Origin of the sequence: Lentzea sp. NPDC051213 (genome assembly GCF_044455585.1) — a bacterium.
Lineage (GTDB): Bacteria > Actinomycetota > Actinomycetes > Mycobacteriales > Pseudonocardiaceae > Lentzea.
Window position 1 is genome coordinate 1,008,978 of the sequence record NZ_JBITEX010000002.1, and the last position, 21,407, is coordinate 1,030,384.

A 21,407-nucleotide genomic window follows, 5' to 3' on the forward strand; every position below is an offset into this window, starting at 1 on the left:
AGGTGAGCCTAACCTAAGTATTTGCGGATCCGAATCGCCATGCGGCCCAAAGTGCCGCGTAACGCCCGTCACGCGCGACAAGTTCTTCGTGTGAGCCGTGCTCCACGACCCGGCCCGCGTCGAGGACCGCGATGCGGTCCGCCGCGATGGCCTGGGTGAGCCGGTGGGCGACCAGAAGCGTTGTGCGGCCACGGCATGCTGCCAACGCGGCCCGTTCGAGCGCGGCGGCGCCCTGGCTCCCCGCCTCGGCGGTCGACTCGTCGAGCACCACGACGGGGGAGCGGCCGAGCACCAGCCGGGCCAGCGCGATCTGCGCGATCTTGGTCACGTCGAGGCGTTCACCACCCTCGCCGACGTCCGTTCGCACGCCGTTCGGCAACGCTTCAACCCACGTGTCCGCACCGACAACCTGCAGAGCTGCCAACAACTCTTCGTCCGTGGCCTCCGGAGCGGCCAGTCGGAGATCCTCGGCGAGCGGGCCGGCGAAGACGTGCGCCTCCTGGGTAAGGATGCTGACCAGCGCGCGGGCACCTGCCTCGTCGAGCTCCGCGAGATCGGCCGTCCCGATGTGAACGGAGCCGGTCTGCGGGGTGCCGGTTCCCGCCACCAGCGCGGCCAGCGTCGTCTTGCCCGCACCGGTCGCGCCGACCAGGGCGAGCGAGGTGCCCGCGGGGATTTCCAGATCGATGTCCTGCAGCACGTCGTGCTCGGATTCGGGATACCGGAAGGAAAGCCCGCGCACCGACACCGGAAGCGGTTGTGCGTCAGGGTCGACCGCCACCGCGCTGCGCACGAGTTTGTCACCGTCGGATTCACTGAGCACGCCGACCAGACGCGTCAGCCCGGCACCTGATTTCTGCGCCTCGTCGAAGAACGCCATGATGAGACCGAGCGGGTTGAACAACCGGTGGAACAACAACGCCGCCACGGAAACCTGGCCCAGCGTGGACTGCCCGTTGGTCACCAGGAAATAGCCGACGACGATGATGAGGCCGAGACCGATGAACTCGGCGCGGTTCTCCCTGCCGATGAACCGGCCGAAGAAGTGGAAGACGTCGATACCGATGTTGCGCACCCGCCACGACTCGGCGGTCACCCGGTCCCGGAACGCGTTCTCCAGGCGGTAGGCGCGCACGGTCGCGATGCCGTCCAGTCCGCTGATCAACGCCTGCGCGCGGTCGGCCTGCGCCTCGGACCGCGCCCGGTACAGGGGCGCCGAACGGGGCAGGTACCAGCGCAGAGCCAGCGCGTAGGCGGGCAGCGCGCAGGCGCCCGCGATGCCGAGCCGCCAGTCGAGCCCGAACATGCCGGCGGTGGCGATGACGACCAGCACGGTGGCCGAGAAGATCGTCGGGATCGCCGTGCGGAATCCCTTGGAGATGACGGCGACGTCGTCGCCGACCCGCGACAGCACGTCACCGCGGCCCACCTGTTCGATCCGCGCGCTCGGCATCCCGAGCACCGCGCGAACCGCGCCTTCCCGCAGCCGCGCCAGCATCTCCGCGCCGACCCGGCCGATGAGGTAGGTCGACACCGAGGTCATGACCGCGCCACCGAGCGCGGCCACGACCGTGGCGATGCCGACCGACCAGAGCAGGGACGAGTCGCGCCCCGCCACGATCCCGTCCACCACGGTGCCCAGCAGGAACACCGGGATGATCTGCAGCACCGCCCCGGCCACCGTCGCCAGCACGGTGGCGATCGGCAGTCCGGGAGCGGAGCGGCAGTGGTCGAGCACCCAGCGAAGGGCCTCCCGCCCGGTCGCCGTGCGCAGGATCTTCGTCGACACGGCGGACACACTCGTGGTCACGAGGGGAGACCTTTCGGTGGAGGTGGAGCGCTGGGTCAGCCGGCCGACTTGGCCGACTTCACCAGCTCGTCGATCGCGTAGGGCAGAGACGCCAGCGTCGCCTGCGACATCGCGGCACCGATGGCCGGTCCCTCGCTGTCGAGCAGCCACGAGACCTTGCCGGCCTTGACGGCGGGCAGGTTCGCGAACAGCTCGAAGGCCTTGAGCGACTTCTGGTCCGCCTCGTCCGCGATCACGAAGATGCGGTCGACGTTGATCAGGTCGATGCGCTCGGGGGACAGCGTCGTGTAGAACTTGCCGCCCGCGAGCTCGTCGATCTTGGTGTTGCCCTTGAAGCCGATCCCGCTCAGCAGCTGACCCCGCACGTCGGTCGTGGTGAACGGCGCGACGGCGTCCTTGTACCAGGAGGTGGCGACGGCGGTCTGGGACGCGAACTCCGGGTTCGCCTTCTTGGCCTCGGCCATCTTGTCGTCGACGCCCTTGATCAGCTTCGAGCCCTCGTCACCCTTGCCGAGCGCCTTGGCGATCTGCAGCGCGTTGTCCTGCCACTTGGCGGAGAACGGCTCCTTCTCCTCCTTGGTGCGGCCGACCGTCGGAGCGATCTTGCTCAGCTTGTCGTACCAGGCCTGGTCGGCCTCGGAGTAGACCGCGACGATCAGGTCGGGGCGCAGCTGGGCGATCTTCTCGTAGTTCGGCTCGGTGTCGCCGTTCTTCATGACGACCTCGGGCTTGGCCGAACCCCACTTGTCCTTCACCCAGGCCCACTGGGTGTTGATGTCGGGGCTCTTGCCCTCTGGGTTCGGGTACTGGTCGACCATGCCGACCGGCACGGTGCCCAGCGCGAGCATCGTCTGGTCGTCGGTGTAACCGAGGGAGACGACGCGCTTGGGCGCCTCCTTGATCTCGGTCGTGCCGAAGAAGTGCTCGACCTTGGCCGGGAAGGTGCCCCCACCGGAGCCGTTCGCGTCAGGCGCCGCGGCTGGCTGCGAGTTGCCGCACCCGGCGAGCACGCTCGCCCCGACGACCACGGCGGCTGCCACCGCGGTCAATCGCTTCCAGGTCATGGCTGTTCTCGCACGGTTGACGCCCATTCGGCACACCTCGTTCTTCTGCCCACGCGGCGGGGGGAGATTAGGACAGGCGAACCTTATCACCCGGTTAGGGCAGGCTAACCTAGTGCTTGGTCACTCTTCGATACCACGTGAGTCCGACCGATAGGCACGATCAACGGGCGTTCGCTGACGGGGTCGTCGATGACTTTTGCCGCCAGGCCGAACGTGTCCAGCAACAGGTCGCTCGTGATCACTTCGCTCGGATGTCCCTGCGCGACAATCGATCCCGACTTCATCACGATCAGGTTGTCGCTGTATCGAACGGCCAAGTTCAGATCATGGAGGACCATCACGATCGTGCAGCCGCCCTCGTGCAGGTCGTCGACGAGGTCGATCACGTCGATCGCGTGCGCGAGGTCCAGGTAGGTGGTCGGCTCGTCGAGCAGCAGCAGATCGGTGCCCTGGGCGAGCGTCATGGAGATCCACACCCGCTGCCGCTGCCCGCCCGAAAGCGAGTCGACCGGCCGGTGCGCGAGATCGGCCACGCCGGTCATGTGCAGCGCCTTGAGGACGACATCCGCATCGTCGCTCGACCACTGGCGCACCCAGCTCTGGTGCGGGTGCCGGCCGCGGGCCACCAGGTCGGCGACGGTGAGTCCCTCCGGCGCGATCGGGGTCTGCGGGAGCAGGCCCATCTTCTTCGCGACGTCCTTGGTCCGCAGCCGCGCGATGTCGTGCCCGTCCAGCAGCACGGTGCCCTTGCGCGGCTTGAGCAGCCTGCTCAGCGTGCGCAGCAGGGTCGACTTGCCGCAGCCGTTGGGTCCGATGACCGTGGTGATCACCCCGGTCGGGATGGCGACGTCGAGGTTGTCGAGCACGACCCGGTCGGCGTACCCGACCGTGACGCCCTCGGCACCCAGTCGGGGGGCATCGTTGCGCAGCGCGGTCATAGGGCAACCTTACTTAACTGAGGTTTGCCTCAGTTGCCGACCGTGCGGTGGTTCAACGTGAGGTGGCCCCGCACCGCGATCTGACGGTACGGGGCCACCGGGGGTGGAGGAGTCCGGGCGGCTCGCGGATCGCTGCGCCCGTGCGCTCAGGTGGCGTCAGCTGGGCTGGCCACCGCGGGGTCGGTCTGACGGTGCGAGCGGTCGACCGGACGTGCTCCTGTTGCTCATCGTTTCCACGCATCACCTGCCTTCCGTTGCGGAGGGGAGCGTTGCCGCGCCGGCCTGCCGATCGGGACGTGGTTCCGCCAGTGCTGGTGGAGTACGTCCCGATACGGCGTCGACGGGACCGGCGGGCGTGGTGCGGGGGGAAGCGGTGGCTCCCCCCAGTTCGCTTCGATGATCTCGTCGAACTCGGCGCGCAGTAGTTCCTCGTCCTCGCACAGCAGCGCGAGGAACTCCTCGTCCAGTGTCTGCGCGACCACGACCACTCCTGGTCAGGCGTTGATCTGCTTCACGTCCTGCTCGGTGTTCGTGATGGCGATCTTGCGCGGCTTGGCCTTCTCCAGCACCGGGATGCGCAGGGTCAGCACACCTGCGTCGTAGGCGGCCTGGATGTGTTCGGTGTCGAGGGTGTCGCCGAGGAACAGCTGGCGGGAGAACACGCCCAGCGGTCGTTCCGCGACCTGCATCTCGACGTTGTCGCCGGTGATCGTCGGGCGCCGTTCCGCCTTCACGGTCAGCACGTTGCGCTCGACGTCCAGCTCGATCGCCTCCGCGGACACGCCCGGCAGGTCGAACGCCACCACGAACTCGTCGCCCGAGCGGTAGGCGTCCATCGGCATCGCCGTAGGCCGTGTCCACGTGCCCGGTCCGTTGAACACCTGCTGCGCCAAGCGGTCCAGCTCCCGGAACGGGTCAGTGCGCATCAACATCCGGCACCTCCTCGATGTTCTGTCTGCTGTCAACGCGCACCTCTGTTGTAACATGTCGTCGGAACGATGACAACCCTGATTGTCGTCGAAAGGATGACAAGATGCCGGTGGGTGACTACGAGGTGGTCCGCGCCGCCGCGTGCGCGAACGAAGACCTCAGCACTACCCAGGTCCTGGCCGCGCTGGTCCTGCTGCGCGAACTGCGGGCCGAGCTGACGGACTGGGAGCCTCAGCTGATCGCCGCGGCACGTGAGCTCGGTACGAGCTGGGCGGACTTGGCGCCCGCGCTGGGGGTGGCCAGCCGGCAGGCCGCGGAACGGCGCTACCTCCGCCTGCGACCGTCCGATCTCGCCGGGTCGACCGGGGACGAGCGGGTGCAGGCGGAACGCGACCGGCGTGCGGGCGATCGCGCGGTGACGCGGTGGGCACGTGACAACTCCGCCTCGCTGCGCAGCCTCGCCGGACACGTCGGCGAGGTGGACGCATCTGTTCGCCGGGCGCTCTCCGAGGACGACGCTGCGGAGTTGCTCAGCCCGCTGGCCGACGCCCACGACCAACTCCGCACGACGGACCCCGCACTGGCCGCGCGCATCGCCGCGGTCACCACGCAGACCGACCAGGTGCGCCGCGACACCCAGAATCGTCGAGCAGGGCTCGAGCAGCCCGGAACCTGACACGTCGACCGCCCGGTCGGCCTTGAGGTCGGTTCGAGGTCGGCGACGACGCGGTCGAGCTCGCCGGTGGAGGTATGCGGATCAGTGGGCTGCACGAAGGATCTCGGCCGCGACCGCCGGGATGTCGGTCGGGACGGTGGTGTCGACCTCCACGAGCCGGCCGACGCCCAGCGGAGACACCGGACCACCCCACAGTTCGGCCTCGTCGCGGTCCAGGTCGAGATGCCCGGGATCACGAACGGCGGCCCGTGAGTAGTAGCGGGACTTGGCGACGGCGAGTGGTACCAGGCACCGGACTTCCACCACCGGCCCCGGAAGCGCTGCCACGAGTGGCCGGGTGTAGTCGAACCAGGTGCTGTCCACCACCGCACCTGGGCAGCGCAGCGCCACCCGCAGCGCGACCAGCACGGCGGCTCGTCCCATCCGCCTTGATTCGGCCACGGTGGACAGCGGTCCGAGCCCACCGGCGAGCGCTTCCTTGATCTCGTCCTTCGCCAGCACCGGCAACCCCATCTGGGGTCCGAGTGCTGCCGCCAGCGTGCTCTTTCCGGAACCGGGCCATCCGCCCACAAGTACGAAGACCATGCGTCGTGAGTACCACGGTCGACCGTGCGGGTGAGGTCGCGTTCGTTCGAGCGCCGCCGTGATCTCCAGCGACGATCCACCGGAACCTGCCAGAGGTGCTGCTTTCGCCGTGTGCGCTGATCGTGGCGGTGGTACTCCGTCCTGCGGGTACAACTCGGTGCGGAGGACGCTGATGAAGGCACTGCGGCTGATGGCGTGGAGATCCGACCCGGAACTGGTCGAGCTGGAAGAGCCGCAACCGGCTCCTGGGCAGGTGGTCGTTCGCATAGGTGGCGCTGGAGCGTGTCATTCGGATCTCCACCTGATGCACGACTTCGGCGCCGGTGTGTTGCCGTGGGTGCCGCCGTTCACGTTGGGGCACGAGAACGCTGGATGGGTTCGTGCGGTCGGCGCCGGAGTTGCGGGATTCGCCATCGGGCAGCCCGTGGCGGTCTACGGCGCGTGGGGCTGCGGTGCATGTGTGCGTTGCCGTGCGGGGATCGAGAACTACTGCGAGAACCCGGCTGGTGCACCGGTGGCCGGCGGTGGCGGTGGTCTGGGGATGGACGGAGGCATGGCCGAGTTCATGCTCGTTCCCGACGCCCGGCATCTCCTGCCTTTGCCCGAGGGCCTGGATCCCGTCACGGCGGCGCCTCTCACCGACGCCGCGCTGACCCCGTACCACGCGATACGCCGCTCCTGGCCGAAGCTGGCGCCGGGGAGCACCGCTGTCGTGATCGGCATCGGCGGGCTCGGGCACCTGGCGGTGCAGATCATCAAAGCGACAACGGCAGCACGAGTCGTCGCCGTGGACCCCCGTGCCGACGCCCTCGAACTGGCCGAGCGATCGGGCGCTGATCTCGTGGTGCGTGCCGGGGACGGGATGGTGGAGGCCGTCCGCGCGGCCACGGATGGTCGTGGCGCGGACGTGATTCTGGACTTCGTGGGCAGCGACGCGACGTTGGCACAAGGTGCGGAAGCTGCTCGGAGGATGGGCGACCTGACCATCATCGGCGTTGCCGGCGGCACGCTGCCGGTGGCGTTCTTCGGTGTGCCTCAAGAACTGTCGGTGCAGACCGTCTTCTGGGGCACTCGACCCGAACTGGTAGAGGTCCTCGACCTCGCGGCACGTGGGCTGCTCGATGCCGTCACCACAACGTTCCCGCTCGACCAGGCCGTGGAGGCCTACCGCCGGCTGGCGGCCGGGACGATCACCGGCCGTGCCGTCATCGTTCCCGCCGGCGGCTGACCTGCACCGTGAACCGCTCTGCCTCGGCGGAACCGGTGATCGGAAGGATGAGGGTGTCGGTCGTGCGAACGAGACGTGGGCCGCGGGGACCGTACGCCGCGCGGGGCTCGGGGAAGAGGGCGAGGAGCACGAGGAACAGCGCGGCGGCGATGCCGATCGACAACGGCAGCCCGATGTCGACGCCGCCCGCCAGCTCACCGAACGGCCCGACGAACTGCCCCGGGATGTTCGTGAACAGCACCCCGGCGAGCGCCGCGACCCACCAGGCGGTCATGCCCCGCCAGTTCCAGCCGTGCGTGAACCAGTACCGGCCCCCGCGCTGGCGCCGGTTGAACACCTGCAGGGCCTCCGGGTCGTACCAGCCGCGCCGGGTGAACAGGCCGATCATCATCACGATCATCCACGGGGTGGTGCAGGTGACGATCATCGTGGCGAACGTGGAGATGCTGCGCACCAGGTCGAAACCGAAGCGGCCGACGAAGATGAAGACGATGGACAGCGCCCCCACGAGCGCGGTCGCCTGGACGCGGGACAGGCGGGGGAACACCGAGGAGAAGTCCAGGCCGGTGCCGTAGAGGGCGGTGGTGCCGGTGGACATCCCGCCGATCAGGGCGAGCAGGCACATCGGCAGGAAGAACCACTGCGGTGCGATCGCCAGCAGCCCGCCGACGAAGTTCGGTGCCGCGGGGTCTACATAGGACGGTGCGGTGGTGGCGATGATGCTCGCCGTCGACAGTCCGAACAGGAACGGCACCAGCGTGGCGAGCTGGGAGCCGAACGCGGCACCGACCACCCGGCGGTGTGGCGTGTTCGCGGGGATGTAGCGCGACCAGTCGCCCAGGAACGCGCCGAACGAGATCGGGTTCGACAGCACGATCAGTGCTGATCCGATGAACGCCGGCCAGAACGCCGGATCGGCTGTCGTGGCGAACAGGCCGGGGTAGGACGGGTCGAAGTCGCCGGCGAAGGCCAGGGCGCCGAGCAGGAAGAGCGCCGTCGCCGAGACGACCGCGATCTTGTTGACGAAGAGCATGAACCGGAAACCGTATACACACACGACGAGCACGAGGCCGGCGAATACCGCATACGCGGCCGCGAAGGAGAGCGTGTCGCGCGGCAGCCCGAACAGCCGATGCGCGCCGCCGACCAGTGCGTCGCCGGAGCTCCAGACCGCGATCGAGAAGAAGGCCACCGCGGTGAGCAAGGACAGGAACGAGCCCACCACGCGTCCGTGCACGCCCAGGTGGGCTGACGACGACACCGCGTTGTTCGTGCCGTTGATGGGTCCGAAGACCGCCATCGGGCACAGGATCAGGGCGCCGACGACCACACCGAGCACGGTGGCGGCCAGGCCCTGCCAGAAGGACAGTCCGAACAGGATCGGAAAGGCTCCCAGCACGCAGGTGGAGAAGGTGTTGGCGCCGCCGAACGCGAGGCGGAACAGGTCGAACGGCGTCGCGGTGCGGTCCGCGTCGGGGATCCGCTCGATGCCGTGACTTTCGACCTCGGTGAGCGGGGAGTGCTCGGACATGGGGCTCCTGCCGACCAGTGATGACGTGGTGAGCCGGGGTGGCCGGTGCACAGAAGCTACGAGCCGCCGAGATCCGGGACCATTGGATGTTTCGTCCAATCCGTGCCGCGCGATCGGACGAAACATCCCATCAGGCCGCGCGCTTCACGTTCGCGCGCACCAGGAGGTAGACGAGGAACGGTCCGCCGATGATCGCCGTGACGATGCCGACGGGCAGGTCGTTGGGCAGCACGCTGCGCGCGATCAGGTCCGAGCCGATCAGCAGCAGCGCGCCGAACAGGCCGGACGCGAGCAGCGGCGGCACGGGGGTGCGCATCAGGCGCATGGTGATCTGCGGCGCGACCAGCGCGACGAACGGCACCGGGCCCGCGGCGGCGACCGCCACGCCGGCCAGCAGCACCGCGCACAACAGGAGCACCGCGCGGACGGCCGAGTACCGGACGCCCAGGCCGGCGGCGACGTCGTCACCGAAGTGCATCGGGCGCAGCTGGAAGGCGGTGACCAGCACGATCACGACGAGCGCGAGTGCCAGCCACAGCGCGGTCCACACCTCGGTCCACGAGCGCGAGTCCAGCGATCCGACCAGCCACGACTGCGCCCGCGCGACGTCGCGGATGTCCGCCAGCACCAGCAGCCACGTCGTGACCGCCTGCATCGCCGCGCTGACCGAGACACCGATGAGGATCAGCCGGAACCCGTCGATGCCCTTGCGCCACGCCAGGAAGTAGACGAGGAACCCGGTCAGCAGCCCACCTACGAGCGCCGCTGCCGGCAGCCCGATCGAGCTGGTGATCGCGCTGCCGCTGGTCGCCGTCACGAGGAACACCGCCGTGGCGCTGGCGCCGTGGGTGATGCCGAGAACATCGGGGCTCGCCAACGGGTTGCGCGCGATCGACTGGGTCAGCGCGCCGGAGATCCCCAGCGCGACCCCGATGATCAGGCCGACCAGCGCCCGCGGCATCCGCAGGTCCATGATCACGAACTCGTCGACCCGCTCGCCCTGACCGAAGATCGTCTTGAACACCGCGGGCAGTTCGATGGTGAAGTCGCCGACCGAGATCGACACGCAGAACACCAGGAACGTGATCGCCGCCAGCACGACCGTGACGAGCACGATCCACGGCCGCCACACCCAGGACCAGCCGCCGATGCGGACGCCGGCGTGCATCTCGGGTTCGATCTCCGCTGTCTTGATCATGCCTGCCTGAACTTCCCGAGCCAGACAAGCGCCGCGAAGAACGGGGCGCCGACGACCGCGATGACGATGCCTGCCTGCAGTTCGGCCGGTCGCACGACCAGCCGTCCCACGATGTCGCCGAGCAGCAGCACGATCGCGCCGAGCAACCCGGCGTACGGCACCAGCCAGCGGTAGTCCGGCCCGGTCAGCCACCGCGCCACGTGCGCCACCATCAGCCCGAGGAACGCGATCGGCCCGCACGCCGCCGTCGCCGCACCGGCGAGCAACGTCACGGCCACCACGCCGATCGTCCGGCCCGCCACGATGTTCACGCCGAGCCCGCGCGCGACGTCGTCGCCGAGGTTGAGCAGGTTGAGCGCCGGCAGGTTGAGCAACGCCAGCACCAGCCCGGCGCCGACGAAGATCGCCGTGATCCCGATGACGTCGAACCCGACGCCCTGCACCGAACCCGCGTTCCAGAACCGCAGCACGCTCAGGGACTGCTTGTCGGACAACGCGACCGCGGCGGTCATCGCGGCGAGGAACACCGTGATGCCCTGCCCGGCCAGCACGAGCGTCAGCGGGTTGCCCGCGCCGCGGCCCAGGCTGGACAGGCCGAACACGAGCACCCCGGCCACCGCGGCGCCGAGGAACGCGAACCACAGGTACTGCAGCGGATTCCCGAGTCCGAACAGGTAGACCGCGAGCACCACCGCGAACGAGGCTCCGGAGTTCACGCCCAGCAGGCCGGTGTCCGCGATGGGGTTGCGGGTGTGGCCCTGGATCAACGCACCCGCGACGCCGAGCGCGACGCCCGCCACGATCGCGAGGACCGTGCGCGGCACCCGCAGCGTCTGCACGATCAGGGTGATCTCGGTGAGCTGCTGGTCGGTGCCGGGATCGCCGAAGAGCCCCTGCCACACCTCGGCCGGTGCCAGGGCCCGCGCGCCGACGACCAGCGACAGCACCGCGGCCCCGGCGAGCAGCACCACCAGGCACGCCAGCCCGATCAGTCGTCGCCTGCGCGGGCTCGCGACCTCTCCGGCCGGTGCGGGATCCAGCCCGCGTTGCTCCACCACGATGCTCACGACGGGCTACGTTAGCTCCCGCACCCCGTCGCTACCCAGGGCACCCTTACCTAAGTGTTCGGAACCGTTGCTTCGATGGCCTTCATCGTCTTGGCGAGCGCTCCACCGAGGACGCTCCGGCCGGCGAACCGGAACACGAAACCGAGCAGGCGCCCCTTGAGGTTCTTGCCCTCGCGCACCACCTCGGCACGCACGACCGTCGTCCCGTCGGCCTGCCGGGTGAACGTGTAGGTGTGGCCGGAACGTCCGCCCCACACGTTGGAATCGACCGTGGTCAGCACGACGTGGCCGGGGTCCGACCAGTCGTAGTGCAGCCGCTCCCAGATTCCGCCCGAGCCCTCGGTGACGTCGGCGAACGTGTCGCCGTGGTCGTGCACCTTCAGGTAGCCGTCGGTGCTGTTGGGGAAGAGCCTGGCGCGGCCGGGCCCGAAGTCGGTGAGCCCGGCGATGAACTGCTCCGGCGTCGCCGTGGTGTGCTGAGACAGGGTGATGGTGGTCATGTCCTCGGCTCCTAGGTCATTGCGTACTGGAGCCAGATTGCTGCGGCACGGGTCCGCTTCGCACCCGTGAACCACCCTGGTCTACCGCGCCCCGGGAGGCAGCCCCGCGAGCTGGTCGCGCACCTGCCCGGCCTCCTCGTCCCGGCCCTGCTGCTCGAACAGCTCAAGTGCCGCCCGCCACACCGCGGCGGCCGCGTCGTGGTCGCCGAGCGCGAGGTGCGGATCGCCGAGGCACCGCAGGGCGCGGGCCGTGTGGTACGGGTCCTCCTCCTCGCGGTAGATCGACAGCGAGTCCGTGTAGAGCTTGATCGACTCCGTGTGGTTGCCGCTCTGGTGCTCGATCCGGCCGAGCGTGTCGAACGCGGTCGCGCGGCCGTACCGGTCGTCGAGCGCGAGGAAGATCTCCAGCGCCGTCGAGGCGTGCTCGCGGGCCTGGCCGAGTTCGCCGATCTCCGCGGCGCAGTACCCGATGTTGTTGTGCGCCATGGCGAGCAGCATGAGGTTGCCGGCCTGGCGGTAGTGCGGCAGCGAGGCCTTGGCGTGTGCGATCGCGCGGTGGAACTGCGACCGGCTCGCCCACAGCCACGCCAGCGTGCCGTGGGTGTCACCGAGTTGCAGCGGGTCGCCGACGTGTTCGGCCAGCGCGAGGGCCTCGTCGAGGTGGCGCTGTGCCTCGTCGAACCGCTGCACCTGACCCAGGCTGCTGCCCATGATCCGGTGCGCCACCACCCGGTCCGCGGGATCGTCGGCGGCGTCGATGGCCGTCTGCCACATGGTCAGCTCGTCGTCGAGGTGCCCGCGCAACTGGTGGTAGGCGTGCGAAACCCTGGCCAGCAGCACGACCCGGTCGTTCCAGCCGCGCGCGGCAGCGGCCTGTTGGACGGCCAGGCGTGCGGCGCGGTCCGCGTCGAACCACGCCAGCGCACCGGCCCTGTCCGCGGCCTGCGTCATCACGGTGCCGCGGGCCGCGACCGGCAGATCGATCAACGGCCGGTGCGGGTCGATCAGGCGGTCGTTCGCGTGGGCGGTGTGCGCGTGGTGGTCGACGAGCCTGCGCAGCGCCTCTTCGTGGTCGGCCTGCTTGGCCTTCTCCGCGGCGTAGGCCCGCACCAGGTCGTGCATCCGGGTGCGGGAACCGGCGTCGATCGTCACCAGCGAGGCTTGTTCCAGCGACCGCAACGTGCTCCGTGCGTCCTCAGTGGACACTCCGGCGAGGCTCGCCGCGGCCGGCAGGCCGATGTCCTCGCCGGGCGCGATCCCGAGCAGGGCGAACATCTCCCGCTGCCGGTCGGACAGCGCGCGGTACGACCAGGAGAGCACGACCGGGACGCTCACGCTCGGGTCCGCGTCGAGCGCGCCGAGCCCGAGCTCCTCGAGCTGCCGGGCGATGGCGGCCAGCGACAGCTCCGGTTCGGTGAGGACCCGCGCGCTGACGATGCTCAACGCCAGCGGCAACCCGCCGCACAGGTCGACCAGCCGGGCCACGGCGAGCGGTTCGGCGTCCAGCCTGGTCGCGCCGATCCTGTTGGCCAGCAACGCGGTCGCGTCGTCGTCGGCCAGCACCTCCAGCCCGACCGGCCGGGCACCGTGCGCGGTGACCAGCCCGTGCAGGCGGTTGCGACTGGTGACCAGCACCCGGCAGGTGTCGCCGCCGGGGAGGATCGGCACGACCTGTGCGGCGTCGACCGCGTTGTCGACGACCACCAGCAGCCGCCGACCCGCCGTCAGGCCGCGGAACAACGTTGTGCGTGCGTGCGGATCGGCCGGGATGCGGTTCGCGTCGAGGCCGAGCGCGTGCAGGAACCCGCGGATCGCGACGTCCGGCTCCATCGGCCTCTCGTCGGGGCTGAACCCGCGCAGGTCCACGAACAGCTGGCCGTCCGGGAAGAGATGCAGGTTGCGGTGCGCCCAATGCAGCGCGAGCCACGTCTTGCCCATGCCGCCCGCACCGGCGATGGCGGCGACCCCGACCGTGCGCATCGCGGTGTCCAGCTCGGCCAGGTCCTGGTGGCGCCCGACGAACTGCGCGGGCGCCGACGGCAGCTGCCTGGGCACCCCGACCGCCACCACTTCTTCGCCCAGCAGCAGCTGCTCGTGCACTCTGCGCAGTTCCGCGCCGGGTTCGGTGCCGAGCTCCGCGACGAACCGGGCCCGGACCGACCGGAACACCTCCAGCGCCTCGGAGACCCGGCCGGCCTGGGCGAGCGCCAGCATGTGCTGCCCCGTCACGCGTTCGTCGAGGGGGCGTGCCGTGGTGAGCGCGGAGATCGCCGCAAGCAGCTCGGAGCCCTGCCCCAGCCGCAGGCGCGCGTCGAGGAGATCGAGCTCGGCGTCGTCGCGTTCCCGCACGAGCCGGTCGCGGGTGCGCTCCGCCCAGTCGCCGCCGATCCCGGTCAGCGGCTCGCCCCGCCACAGCGCGGCCGCCTCGTCGAGGACGCGTACGACGGTCCGGTCGTCCCGCTGCCCGCGCGCCTCGTCCCGCAACTTGCGGAACCGCACGAGGTCCACCGCGCATTCGTCGGTGGTGAGCGCGTACCCGTTCGACCGGCCGTCCAGCGTCAGGGCGTCGGTTCCGGCGAACACCTGGCGCAGCCGCGACAGATAGCTGTGCAGCGTCGCCCGCGACTGAGACGGCGGCTCGTCACCCCACACGCGCTCGGTCAGCTGCGCCACCGACACGGTCTTGTTGACGTCGACCGCCAGTGCCGCGAGCACGCACCGCTGCCGGGCGGGCCCCAGCTCGACCGGACGACCGCCGAGCCGCGCGCTCACCTCGCCGAGCAGGACGATCTCGACCGCCGACCCCACCGAACCCCCTGCCTGTGCTTCTCACCAGCCTATGGCAGCGGGTCCGGCGACAGTGACGTTCTGGGCCTGCATCAAAGCCCAGCTCGACTCCCATCGAACGGGACTTCGACACAAGCCCTACACCGAGCAGGCGAGCGGCCCGCCGTTGTAGGCGATGGCGTCACCCAGCGCGGCGGGGATGCTGATGTCGGTGCCGTCGGCGTCGGCGTACGCGCGGTGCAGGTTGAGCACGAGCCGTTCGGCGTCGGGCAGATCGGCGAACTCGCCGAGATCGGTGTCCCGCGCCGCCTCGAGCGGCGTCCAGCCCTTCTCCCGGCCTGCGACCGCCACGTCGCGGATGAGCTCGTAGTACCTGCGGTGGGCGGCGAGCACCTCCGCGAACTCCGAGCCGGGCACCAGCGGTCCGTGACCGGGAATGACGACGGCGGCGTCGAAGGAGGCCAGCCAGTCGAGCGAGCGCAGGGCGCCGGTCAGCGAACCCATCGCGATCATCGGCGTGATCTGGTGGAACACCAGGTCGGCGGTGAACAGGACGCGCTCTTCCGGCAGCCAGGCCACCGCGTCACCGACGGTGTGGGCCGCGTAGCCGGGATGCCGCACGACCACGGACTTGCTGCCCGCGTGCAGCGTGATCTCGTCGCGGAACGAGACCGTCGGTGCGCGGACGGCGTCGAAGCCCCAGTCCGGCGCCGGTGACCACGCGGGCGGGGTGTTGGTCAGGATGAAGTCGTGGAGGATGCCCTGCCGGGTGTGCTCCTGCGCGACGATCACCGTCGAGTCCGGGAGCATCGCGTTGCCGTAGACGTGGTCGCCGTGCAGGTGCGTGTTCACCGCGAGGCGGATCGGGGCACCGCCGGTGGCCTTGTCCACCGCGTCGAGGAACAGCCTGGTGCGGCGGGCGGTCGCGCACGTGTCGATGAGCACGACCTCGCCGTCCGAGTGCACGGCGCCGGCGTTGCTGATCCACCACGTGCCGTCCGGCTGGATCCAGGCGTGGACGCCGTCTGCGATCTCCTGCAGCTGGGGTTCTGCGGTCATGATCCCAACCTACTTCCGGGCGGGCGTGCCGGGGCGAGGCGCCCCGTTCGGCGTTTTGCATGCGTGGAACCCGGCCGGTGGCACTACGGTGTTGATCGGCGGAGCGGCGAGGGCGGGGAACCTGACATGACGTCGTGGATCGAAGTCGTCAACTACGTGCGACTGCGGCACGAGGTGCTGGAGGAGACGGACGACTGGTTGCGTTTCCGCCTGGACATCGGGGCGGAGCGGACCCAGCAGGTCGCGGTGCACCACCTGCCGGACCTGGAGGGTGCGGCCTGGCTCGAGATCTCCTCCCCGGTCGGCCGGGCCGACGAGATCGATCTCCGTCGGCTGCTCGAACTGGCGGGGGAGCCGACGATCGGTGGCGCGGCCGTGGTGGACGGTCTCGCGCTGCTCAAGCACACGGTTCCGCTCGAGGATCTGAGCGTCCGGGAGGAGTTCGAGCGTCCGCTCACCCTTCTGGTCGGCCGCGCGGACGCGCTGGAACACGAGCTGACGAAGAACGACCAGTTCTGACGGTCAGGCACTCGCGCGCAGCACCAGTGACGTCGGCAGCAACACCGAGGGCGGCAGGCCTTCCTCGCCGGCGAGCCCGGCGAGGAGCCGCCACGTCATCGTCCGGCCCAGCTGCTCGACGTCCTGCCGCACGGTGGTGAGCGGCGGTACCGCCGTCGCGGCCATCACCGAGTCGTCGAACCCGACGACGGCCACGTCCTCGGGGATCCTCCTGCCGCTCGAGTGCAGCACCTGCAGCGCACCCAGCGCCATGATGTCCGCTGCGACGAACACGGCGTCGAGATCCGGTGCCCGTGTCAGCAGCCCGGCCATCGCCCGTGCACCGCTCTCCGGCGTGAAGTCGCTGTGCACCACCAGGTCGGTGGGCAGCCGCCGCTCTCCGAGAGCTCGCCGCCACCCGCTGAGCCGGTCCATGCCCACCGCCATGTCCTTCGGGCCCGCGATCGTCGCGATCCGCTGACGCCCCAGGTCGGCGAGGTGGCGCGCGGCCAGCATCGCGCCGGTGAAGTTGTCGGAGTCCACGAACGGCACGTCGCCGTTACCGGCGAGCGGACGTCCCCCCACCACCAGCGGCACCCCGCAGTCGTGCAGCATTCGCGGCAGGGGATCCGCCCCGTGCAGGCTCACCACGAGCGCGCCGTCGACGTGCCCGCCGCTGAGATAGCCCACCAGGTCGTGGTGGTCGTGGGACGCGCTCATCATGAGCAACAGCTGGATGCGCCGCCCGGTGAGCTCGGTGTGCACGCCGCGCAGCACACCCGCGAAGAACGGGTCGGCGAGCACGCGGCTGCCCTGTTCGGACACCACCAGCGCGATCGCGTTCGCCTTGCTGCCCGCGAGTGTCCGCGCGGCGTGGTTGGGGCTGTAGCCGAGGAGTTCCACCGCCCGGTGCACGGCGTCGCGTGCCCGCGCACTGACGTACTGCTCGCCGTTGATCACGCGCGAGACGGTGGACTTCGACACCCCGGCCACGCGCGCGACCTCCTCGATGCGCGGGCCGGGGCGCCGGCCGGTGCCGTCGGTCATGGCACGGCGACGAGTGCGTTGTCGCGCGCCACCTGGGAGAACCACCTGGCACTCATCTTGGGTGTCCGGACCTGGGTCTCGTAGTCGACGTGGACGATGCCGAACCGCTTCGCGTACCCCTCCGCCCACTCGAAGTTGTCCAGCAACGACCAGCAGAAGTACCCGCGCAGGTCCACGCCCGCCTCGATCGCGTCGTGCGCGGCACGCAGGTGCGACTCGATGTAGGACGTGCGGTCCACGTCCAGGATCGCGCTGTCGGAGTCGAGCTCGTCGCGGAAGGCCGCGCCGTTCTCCGTGATGTAGAGCGGCACCCGCGGGTACTGCTCGTGCAGCCGCAGCAGCACCGACGTCAGCCCGTCCGGCCGGACCTCCCAGCCCATGTCGGTGAGCGGGAAGTCCCTGCGGGGGAACGAGAGCTGGTCGACACCCACCCACGGTGACGCGGCGGAGGAGGCTCCGTTCGGCGAGGCGCTGACGTAGTGCTCGGTGTAGTAGTTGACGCCCAGCATGTCGATCGGGGCCGAGATGACGCCGAGGTCGCCGTCGCGCACGTTCGCGGCGAAACCGAAGGGCTCGAGGTCCTCTACGACGTCGGCCGGGTACTCGCCGCGGAACAGGGGGTCGAGGAAGATGCGCTGTTGCAACCCGTCCAGCCGTCGTGCGACGTCCTGGTCGCCGGGAGCGGCGGGGTCGGCGGGGATGATCGGGTACATGTTGAGCGTGATGCCCACGCGCGTGTGGGAGTTGGCGGCGCGGATCGCCTCGGCCGCGAGACCGTGGCCGAGCAACAGGTGGTGCACGGCTGCGACGGCCGCCTCGGGCTCGGCTCGCCCTGGCGCGTGAATCCCGGCCGCGTAGCCGAGGAAGGCGGAGCACCACGGCTCGTTCATCGTGGTCCACGTGGTGATGCGGTCACCGAGGGCCTCGACGGCGGTGGCGGCGTAGTCGGCGAACCGGAAAGCGGTGTCGCGCGCCGCCCAGCCACCCGCGTCCTCGAGCTTCTGCGGCAGGTCCCAGTGGTAGAGCGTCGGCCACGGCGCGATTCCGTGTTCCAGCAACGTGTCCACGAGGCGCTGGTAGAAGTCGAGCCCGGCCTGGTTGACCGCGCCGCCGTCGGGTCGCACCCGCGGCCACGCGATCGAGAACCGGTAGGCGCCGAGCCCGAGGTCGGCCATCATCCGCACGTCCTGCTCGAACCGCCGGTAGTGGTCGGCGGCCGGCTCGCCGTTGTCGCCTCCGACCACCGCCCCCGGAATCCGGCAGAACGTGTCCCAGATCGAGTCGGTGCGGCCGTCGACCCCGGTCGCGCCTTCCACCTGAAACGCCGCGGTGGCGGCACCCCAGAGGAACCTCTGCGGGAATGCGATCTTCTCCACCTTCATCCCTTCACCGCGCCTTGCATGATGCCGGCGACGATCTGCCGCCCGAGCACGAGGAAAACGATCAGCACCGGCACCGTGGCGAGGGTGGTGCCGGCCAGCACGAGCGAGTAGTCGACGTAGTAGCCGCTCTGCAGCTTCTCCAGCGCGACCTGCATCGTCGGGTTGTCGGCGTTGAGCACGACGAGCGGCCACAGGAAGTCGTTCCAGGCCTGCATGAACGTGAACACGCCGAGCATCGCGGCGGCCGGTCGCACGGCGGGCAGTCCGACGTGCCAGAAGGTGCGCCACAGGCTGCACCCGTCCATCCGCGCCGCCTCGACCAGTTCGTCCGGCACCGCGTCGACGATGTACTGGCGCATCCAGAACACCCCGAACGCGGTGACGAGGTTGGGCACGATCACGGCCTCGAGGTCGCCGGCCCAGCCGAACTCGGCCATCGCCATGTAGAGCGGGATGATGCCGAGCTGCGTCGGCACGGCCAGCGTGGCCACGACGAACAGGAACAGCGCACCGCGGCCGCGGAACCGCAGTTTGGCGAACGCGAAGCCGGCCAGTGCGGACAGCAGCACCACCGAGAACGTGACGGTGCCCGCGACGATGAAGCTGTTGCCCAGCGCCTTCCAGAACGGGATGGTGTCGAACACGCGCAGCGCGTTCGACCAGAAGTTCCCCCCGGGAACCAGGGTGAAGTCACCGGTCAGCACGCTGTTGTCGCGGCTGGCGACGAGGTAGGACCAGTAGAACGGGAACGCCGAGCCGAGGATGAACGCGCCCAGCAACCCGTACACCACAAAGGACGGACGGTCCCTGACCTTCTTGCGGGTCATCACTTTCCGTCCCCCGTTCCGGCGAGCCGCCTGGTGAGCAGGAAGTTGATCCCCGCGATCGCGATGACGACCAGGAACAGCGCCCAGGCGATGGCGGAGGAGTAGCCGAGCTCGAGGCCCTGGAACGCGGACTGGTACAGGTACAGCACGACGGTCTGGTACTGGTGCTCGGCGCCACCGCCGCTGCCGCCGGACTGGTCGAACAGCTTCGGCTCGGTGAAGATCTGCAGTCCGCCGATGGTCGACGTGACCACGACGAAGATGATCGTCGGGCGCAGCATCGGCAGCGTGATGCTGACGAACCGCCGGATCGGACCGGCGCCGTCGACGCGCGCCGCTTCGTCGACCTCGCGCGGGATCGCCTGCATCGCGGCGAGGACGATCAGCGCGTTGTAGCCGGTCCACCGCCAGTTGACCATCGAGGCGATGGCGATGTGGCTGCCGAACGTGTCGGCCTGCCAGTCGATCGCCGGGACGCCGATCGCGGTGAGCACCTCGTTGACGAGCCCGTACTGCGGCCCGAACAGGTTGCCGAAGATGATCGTCAGTGCGACGAGGCTCGCGACGTAGGGGAGCAGCACACCCATCCGCCACGCCGTGCGGGCGCGGAGGTTGGCGTTCAGCAACGCCGCCAGCAGCACCGCGACGACGATCTGCGGGCCGCTGGACAGCACGAAGATGCTGAACGTGTTGAACAGCGCGTTCCAGAACTGGTTGTCGCTCAACAGGGTCGAGTAGTTGCCGAGGCCGACGAACGTGTGCTCATCCGCGCCGAGCTCCCAGTCGAACAGCGACACGTACGCGGTGTAGAGAAGCGGGAACAGTCCGATCGCGCCGAACAGGACGAAGAACGGCGCGACGAAGAGATAGGGCGACACCTTGGTGTCCAGTTTGGACAGCCGGTGCCGCAGCGGGGACCGCGGGCGAGCCTCCTCGACCCGCTCGCGGTCCACCCCCTTGGTGAGAACGACGGTCACTTGGCCGCCTTCTGCGCGCCCTCGACCGCGGTCTTCCACGCCTCGTCCGGGGCCTTGCCCTGCTCGACCGACTGGAGGGCCGGGCTGAACACGTTCTCCTGGATCTGGCCGTCCTTCGGGCCCTTGTACTGCGCCGCCGCGACCTTCTTGGCCTGCGCGGCGAACAGCGCACCCGCCTTGACGTCACCGAAGTAGGCGTTGGCCGAGTCGAGCAGCGCGGGGTCCTCCAGCGCCTTGACCTGGCTCGGGAACGTGCCCTTCGCCTTGAACGCCTTGATCTGCTGCTCGGGCGCGGTCAGCCAGGCTGCCAGCTCGGCGGCCTTCTTCGCGTTCTTGCCCTGCTTCGGCACGGTCAGGTATGAACCGCCCCAGTTGCCGCCACCGTTCGGGAACGCCTCGGTCACGGCCCACTTGCCCTTGTTCTCCGGCCCTGCCTGCGCCTCGATCACGCCGAGCATCCACGACGGGCACGTCTTGGTGGCGAACGTGCCGAGCTTGAAGCCCGTGTTCCACTCGTTGCTCCAGGCCACCAGCTTCGCCGACTGGCCCTTGGCGACCGCGGCCGTCACGGCGTTCCAGTCGCCCAAGATGGCCTTGTTCGACTCGACGACCAGCGTGTCGCTCTTGTCGAAGTAGCCGACCTCGTGCTGGTTGTGCATGGCGTTGAAGATCTGCGCGGCGCTGTCGAACCACGCGACGCCGGGAACCTTCGCGACGAACTGGTCACCGGTGGCGAAGTAGCTGTCCCAGCTGGCGAACAGCGACTTCACCGCGGCCGGGTCGGACGGCAGGCCGGCCTTCTCGAGCAGGTCCTTGCGGTAGCACATCGCCAGCGGCCCGATGTCGGTGCCGTAGCCGATGAGCTTGCCGTCCTTGGAGGTGGCGGCCGCGGTCTTCCAGCTCAGCCACCGGCCGTCGACGCCGGGGCCGATCTCCTTGAGGTCGTTGAACTGGCCGGCCTTGTCCATGACCTGGCTGAGGTATCCCTCCTCGACGGCCTCGACGTCCGCCAAACCGGAACCGGCGCCGAGCTTGGTGAACAGGTTCTGGTGGTGCGGCGCACCCTGACCGGTCTTGCGCTGCGTGATCTTGATGTCGGAGTGCGCGGCCTCGTACTCCGTGAACAGATCCTCGTAGCCGAACTCGTTGAACGTGGCGACGGTCAGCTCGGTCTTGCCGTCGGCGGTCTGGTTGGACGCACCGCCCGAACCGCAGGCGGTGAGGGCGGCGGCGGACGCGACTGTGCACACCAGCACGCTGACCCAGCGATGGGGACCCACGTGAGAACTCCTCTGGTCTCGGC

Annotated in this window: 20 protein-coding genes; 3 read left to right on the forward strand and 17 right to left on the reverse strand. The window is 69.6% G+C overall.

The window, feature by feature from the left end:
* Window positions 1-13 precede the first annotated feature (13 nt).
* The 5 genes from ACIA8G_RS11420 to ACIA8G_RS11440 form a co-directional block, all read right to left on the reverse strand.
* Complete coding sequence (locus ACIA8G_RS11420) at window positions 14-1,810, reverse strand: ABC transporter ATP-binding protein (RefSeq protein WP_396418272.1); 1,797 nt, start codon at window positions 1,808-1,810, stop codon at window positions 14-16.
* 35 nt (window positions 1,811-1,845) lie between these two features.
* Complete coding sequence (locus tag ACIA8G_RS11425) at window positions 1,846-2,874, reverse strand: iron-siderophore ABC transporter substrate-binding protein (RefSeq protein WP_396418273.1); 1,029 nt, start codon at window positions 2,872-2,874, stop codon at window positions 1,846-1,848.
* Between the two features lie 104 nt (window positions 2,875-2,978).
* Window positions 2,979-3,812 carry an ABC transporter ATP-binding protein gene (locus ACIA8G_RS11430; RefSeq protein ID WP_396418274.1) on the reverse strand — a complete coding sequence of 278 codons (834 nt, stop codon included), beginning with the start codon at window positions 3,810-3,812 and terminating at the stop codon, window positions 2,979-2,981.
* A gap of 224 nt (window positions 3,813-4,036) precedes the next feature.
* Window positions 4,037-4,294, reverse strand: coding sequence for a hypothetical protein (locus ACIA8G_RS11435; protein ID WP_396418275.1), 258 nt, complete (start codon window positions 4,292-4,294; stop codon window positions 4,037-4,039).
* A 12-nt stretch (window positions 4,295-4,306) separates the two neighbouring features.
* Window positions 4,307-4,744, reverse strand: a complete 438-nt coding sequence (locus tag ACIA8G_RS11440) for an Hsp20/alpha crystallin family protein (RefSeq protein ID WP_396418276.1) — start codon at window positions 4,742-4,744, stop codon at window positions 4,307-4,309.
* A gap of 101 nt (window positions 4,745-4,845) precedes the next feature.
* Here ACIA8G_RS11440 and ACIA8G_RS11445 point away from each other — a divergent pair, with 101 nt between their 5' ends.
* On the forward strand, window positions 4,846-5,418 hold the full coding sequence (locus tag ACIA8G_RS11445; RefSeq protein WP_396418277.1) for a hypothetical protein: 573 nt from the start codon (window positions 4,846-4,848) through the stop codon (window positions 5,416-5,418).
* 81 nt (window positions 5,419-5,499) lie between these two features.
* On the opposite strand, the gene ACIA8G_RS11450 is transcribed toward ACIA8G_RS11445, so the two are convergent.
* Complete coding sequence (locus tag ACIA8G_RS11450) at window positions 5,500-6,003, reverse strand: AAA family ATPase (protein WP_396418278.1); 504 nt, start codon at window positions 6,001-6,003, stop codon at window positions 5,500-5,502.
* A 172-nt stretch (window positions 6,004-6,175) separates the two neighbouring features.
* Between ACIA8G_RS11450 and ACIA8G_RS11455 the strand changes: the two genes are divergently transcribed.
* Complete coding sequence (locus ACIA8G_RS11455) at window positions 6,176-7,231, forward strand: NAD(P)-dependent alcohol dehydrogenase (RefSeq protein WP_396418279.1); 1,056 nt, start codon at window positions 6,176-6,178, stop codon at window positions 7,229-7,231.
* On the opposite strand, the gene ACIA8G_RS11460 is transcribed toward ACIA8G_RS11455, so the two are convergent.
* From ACIA8G_RS11460 to ACIA8G_RS11485, 6 genes are all read right to left on the reverse strand, one after another.
* The gene (locus tag ACIA8G_RS11460) at window positions 7,209-8,762 is read right to left on the reverse strand and encodes a purine-cytosine permease family protein (RefSeq protein ID WP_396418280.1); all 1,554 of its coding nucleotides are present in this window, start codon (window positions 8,760-8,762) and stop codon (window positions 7,209-7,211) included. The genes ACIA8G_RS11455 and ACIA8G_RS11460 overlap by 23 nt on opposite strands.
* Before the next feature lie 130 nt (window positions 8,763-8,892).
* Window positions 8,893-9,960, reverse strand: coding sequence for a FecCD family ABC transporter permease (locus tag ACIA8G_RS11465; RefSeq protein ID WP_396418281.1), 1,068 nt, complete (start codon window positions 9,958-9,960; stop codon window positions 8,893-8,895).
* A complete protein-coding gene (locus ACIA8G_RS11470; RefSeq protein WP_396418282.1) occupies window positions 9,957-11,027 on the reverse strand; it encodes a FecCD family ABC transporter permease in 1,071 nt (356 codons plus the stop codon). Before ACIA8G_RS11470 ends, ACIA8G_RS11465 begins: the two co-directional genes overlap by 4 nt.
* A 50-nt stretch (window positions 11,028-11,077) precedes the next feature.
* The gene (locus ACIA8G_RS11475; protein ID WP_396418283.1) at window positions 11,078-11,527 is read right to left on the reverse strand and encodes a hypothetical protein; all 450 of its coding nucleotides are present in this window, start codon (window positions 11,525-11,527) and stop codon (window positions 11,078-11,080) included.
* An 81-nt stretch (window positions 11,528-11,608) separates the two neighbouring features.
* Complete coding sequence (locus tag ACIA8G_RS11480; RefSeq protein ID WP_396418284.1) at window positions 11,609-14,335, reverse strand: BTAD domain-containing putative transcriptional regulator; 2,727 nt, start codon at window positions 14,333-14,335, stop codon at window positions 11,609-11,611.
* A gap of 117 nt (window positions 14,336-14,452) precedes the next feature.
* On the reverse strand, window positions 14,453-15,373 hold the full coding sequence (locus ACIA8G_RS11485; protein WP_396418285.1) for an MBL fold metallo-hydrolase: 921 nt from the start codon (window positions 15,371-15,373) through the stop codon (window positions 14,453-14,455).
* A 126-nt stretch (window positions 15,374-15,499) separates the two neighbouring features.
* On the opposite strand from ACIA8G_RS11485, the gene ACIA8G_RS11490 reads away from it, so the two are divergent.
* Complete coding sequence (locus tag ACIA8G_RS11490) at window positions 15,500-15,892, forward strand: hypothetical protein (protein WP_396418286.1); 393 nt, start codon at window positions 15,500-15,502, stop codon at window positions 15,890-15,892.
* Window positions 15,893-15,895: 3 nt separating this feature from the next.
* On the opposite strand, the gene ACIA8G_RS11495 is transcribed toward ACIA8G_RS11490, so the two are convergent.
* From ACIA8G_RS11495 to ACIA8G_RS11515, 5 genes are read right to left on the reverse strand one after another with little or no spacing between them, the layout of a single operon-like run.
* Entirely contained in the window at window positions 15,896-16,918 is a 1,023-nt protein-coding gene (locus ACIA8G_RS11495) for a LacI family DNA-binding transcriptional regulator (protein WP_396418287.1), read from the reverse strand.
* Window positions 16,915-18,300, reverse strand: a complete 1,386-nt coding sequence (locus ACIA8G_RS11500; RefSeq protein ID WP_396418288.1) for a GH1 family beta-glucosidase — start codon at window positions 18,298-18,300, stop codon at window positions 16,915-16,917. Before ACIA8G_RS11500 ends, ACIA8G_RS11495 begins: the two co-directional genes overlap by 4 nt.
* Window positions 18,297-19,127, reverse strand: a complete 831-nt coding sequence (locus ACIA8G_RS11505) for a carbohydrate ABC transporter permease (protein ID WP_396418289.1) — start codon at window positions 19,125-19,127, stop codon at window positions 18,297-18,299. The genes ACIA8G_RS11500 and ACIA8G_RS11505 overlap by 4 nt, the downstream gene beginning before the upstream one ends.
* Window positions 19,127-20,104, reverse strand: coding sequence for a carbohydrate ABC transporter permease (locus tag ACIA8G_RS11510; protein WP_396418290.1), 978 nt, complete (start codon window positions 20,102-20,104; stop codon window positions 19,127-19,129). Before ACIA8G_RS11510 ends, ACIA8G_RS11505 begins: the two co-directional genes overlap by 1 nt.
* The gene (locus ACIA8G_RS11515) at window positions 20,101-21,384 is read right to left on the reverse strand and encodes an extracellular solute-binding protein (RefSeq protein WP_396418291.1); all 1,284 of its coding nucleotides are present in this window, start codon (window positions 21,382-21,384) and stop codon (window positions 20,101-20,103) included. The genes ACIA8G_RS11510 and ACIA8G_RS11515 overlap by 4 nt, the downstream gene beginning before the upstream one ends.
* Window positions 21,385-21,407: the final 23 nt, after the last annotated feature.

Bases quoted from the DNA above. Each gene is read 5' to 3' on its own strand.
- ACIA8G_RS11425 (WP_396418273.1), bottom strand. From the start codon at position 2,874: ATGACCTGGAAGCGATTGACCGCGGTGGCAGCCGCCGTGGTCGTCGGG.
- ACIA8G_RS11430 (WP_396418274.1), bottom strand. From the start codon at position 3,812: ATGACCGCGCTGCGCAACGATGCCCCCCGACTGGGTGCCGAGGGCGTC.
- ACIA8G_RS11440 (WP_396418276.1), bottom strand. From the start codon at position 4,744: ATGTTGATGCGCACTGACCCGTTCCGGGAGCTGGACCGCTTGGCGCAG.
- ACIA8G_RS11445 (WP_396418277.1), top strand. From the start codon at position 4,846: ATGCCGGTGGGTGACTACGAGGTGGTCCGCGCCGCCGCGTGCGCGAAC.
- ACIA8G_RS11450 (WP_396418278.1), bottom strand. From the start codon at position 6,003: ATGGTCTTCGTACTTGTGGGCGGATGGCCCGGTTCCGGAAAGAGCACG.
- ACIA8G_RS11455 (WP_396418279.1), top strand. From the start codon at position 6,176: ATGAAGGCACTGCGGCTGATGGCGTGGAGATCCGACCCGGAACTGGTC.
- ACIA8G_RS11460 (WP_396418280.1), bottom strand. From the start codon at position 8,762: ATGTCCGAGCACTCCCCGCTCACCGAGGTCGAAAGTCACGGCATCGAG.
- ACIA8G_RS11465 (WP_396418281.1), bottom strand. From the start codon at position 9,960: ATGATCAAGACAGCGGAGATCGAACCCGAGATGCACGCCGGCGTCCGC.
- ACIA8G_RS11475 (WP_396418283.1), bottom strand. From the start codon at position 11,527: ATGACCACCATCACCCTGTCTCAGCACACCACGGCGACGCCGGAGCAG.
- ACIA8G_RS11485 (WP_396418285.1), bottom strand. From the start codon at position 15,373: ATGACCGCAGAACCCCAGCTGCAGGAGATCGCAGACGGCGTCCACGCC.
- ACIA8G_RS11490 (WP_396418286.1), top strand. From the start codon at position 15,500: ATGACGTCGTGGATCGAAGTCGTCAACTACGTGCGACTGCGGCACGAG.
- ACIA8G_RS11495 (WP_396418287.1), bottom strand. From the start codon at position 16,918: ATGACCGACGGCACCGGCCGGCGCCCCGGCCCGCGCATCGAGGAGGTC.
- ACIA8G_RS11500 (WP_396418288.1), bottom strand. From the start codon at position 18,300: ATGAAGGTGGAGAAGATCGCATTCCCGCAGAGGTTCCTCTGGGGTGCC.
- ACIA8G_RS11505 (WP_396418289.1), bottom strand. From the start codon at position 19,127: ATGACCCGCAAGAAGGTCAGGGACCGTCCGTCCTTTGTGGTGTACGGG.